Source organism: Streptomyces sparsus (assembly GCF_054776295.1).
The window spans coordinates 1-1,769 of the sequence record NZ_BAAHCA010000966.1 but is presented as its reverse complement, the minus strand read 5'-3'; the positions used below and the strand labels follow the sequence as shown (position 1 = coordinate 1,769).

General features: G+C 72.8%; 2 protein-coding genes. One reads left to right on the top strand and one right to left on the bottom strand.

Annotation, left to right across the window (positions count from 1 at the left end; translation table 11 throughout):
* A partial coding sequence (locus tag ACYVE9_RS25395; protein WP_461030231.1) for a cysteine hydrolase family protein occupies positions 1–644 on the bottom strand: 644 nt, incomplete at its 3' end.
* A 94-nt stretch (positions 645–738) separates the two neighbouring features.
* Here ACYVE9_RS25395 and ACYVE9_RS25390 point away from each other — a divergent pair.
* On the top strand, positions 739–1,692 hold the full coding sequence (locus ACYVE9_RS25390) for a GlxA family transcriptional regulator (RefSeq protein WP_461030230.1): 954 nt from the start codon (positions 739–741) through the stop codon (positions 1,690–1,692).
* The last annotated feature ends 77 nt before the right edge of the window (positions 1,693–1,769 follow it).

Sequence of the window (1,769 nt, the reverse complement as noted above, 5' to 3'; positions counted from 1 at the left end):
CGCGCCGCCGCCGTGGCCGCCCCCTCGCCGTCCGCGTCCCCGGCTCCCGTCGGCACCCCGGCGAGCACGTCGGCCGTCCGCCCCACCCGGGCGAAGCCCAGCGCGTGCAGGTTCACGGCCGTTGCCCGGGTGATCTCCTCGGCGCTGAGCCGCTCCCCGTCCGGACCGGTCTCCGCGAAGGTGTACGTCGCGTCGAGCGGCACGACCACGTCGAAGCCGAGGTTGCCGCCCATCCGCGCGGTCGTCTCCACACATCCGTTGGTCTGGATGCCCACCGTCACCACCTGCCGGATGCCGGCCTCCTCCAGCCAGGCCCGCAGGTCCGGTGTCCCGATGAACGCCGAGTTCACCGTCTTGTCCACCACGAGCTCGGGTCCGGCGCCCTGCCCGAGCCGCCGCTGGACGAAGTCCTGGAAGTCGTTGCCCGGCTGGCCCGCCCGGAGGAACGAGTCCCGGTGCAGGGAGGTGTGCCGCGCGAACACCACCGGCCGGCCGGTGGTCTGCCACGCGTCGAGCAGTGCGGCGATGTTCTGCTCCGCGCCCGGGTTGCTGCGTGCCCGGGAGTCGTTGACCGGGTCGTCGAACCCCTTCTGTACATCGATGAGGATCAGTGCCGCGTTCTCGTGGATCTCGTGTGTCTGCATACCGACGATCCTGCCGAGCGTGAGACACCCGAACCAGTGGCAGGAGTGACTGCCATCGATGGCTTTCTGCCAGCTCCTGGGGCATGCTGGTGCCATGTTCCGTGTGGCCCTGCTGGCCTTCCCTGGTGTCCGTGCCTTCGACGTCGCCGTGATCACCGAGGTGTGGGGCGTCGACCGCACCGACCGGGACGCTCCGGCCTTCGAGCTGAGACGTTGCGCCGCCGACGACACCCCGGTGCCGATCAGCGGCGGCCTGACGCTCGCCCCGGACCGGCCCCTCGACTGGGCGACGCGGGCCGACCTGGTGATCGTGCCCGGACTCGACGACCACCGCCGCCCCGCCGAACCCGTGCTCGACGCACTGCGCCGGGCTCACCGGGGAGGCGTGCCGGTGGCCGCCCTGTGCGGCGGCGCCTTCACCCTGGCGCAGTCCGGGGTGCTGGACGGACGGCGGGCCGTCACCCACTGGGCGCTCACCGACCGCCTGGCCGCGGAACACCCCGAGGTGCGGGTGGAGCCGGAAGCCCTCTTCATGGAGGACGGCAACGTCTGGACCTCCGCCGGGACCGCCGCCGGTATCGACCTGTGCCTGCACCTGGTCCGCCGGTTCCACGGCGCCGAGGCGGCGGCCACCGTGGCGCGCTCGATGGTCACCGCCCCCTTCCGCACCGGCGACCAGGCGCAGTTCATCGAACGGCCCACGCCGGTGGACGACCGTGACGCCGGCACCCTCGCCCAGGTGCGGGAACGCGCCCTGCGGTGCCTCAACGAACCGCTCACCGTCGCGGACCTGGCCGACTGGGCCGGCATGTCCCCCCGCTCCTTCGCCCGGCACTTCACCGCCACCACCGGAACCACCCCGCACCGCTGGCTCCAGGACCAGCGCCTCGCCCTCGCCCAGAAGCTGCTGGAGCGGACCGACCTCACGGTCGCGGAGGTGGCCGGCCGCGCCGGCTACGGCAGCGAGGTGACGATGCGCCAGCAGTTCGCCCTGCGGCTGCACACGTCCCCGCGCGCCTACCGGGCGGCCTTCGCCAGCGCAGTTTGATGCTCACCGGGCCGTCGTGTAGTGTTCTTCGGGTTGCCGCGGGGCTGTCTGGTCCTGGTGGCGGCGCTTCTGCCACT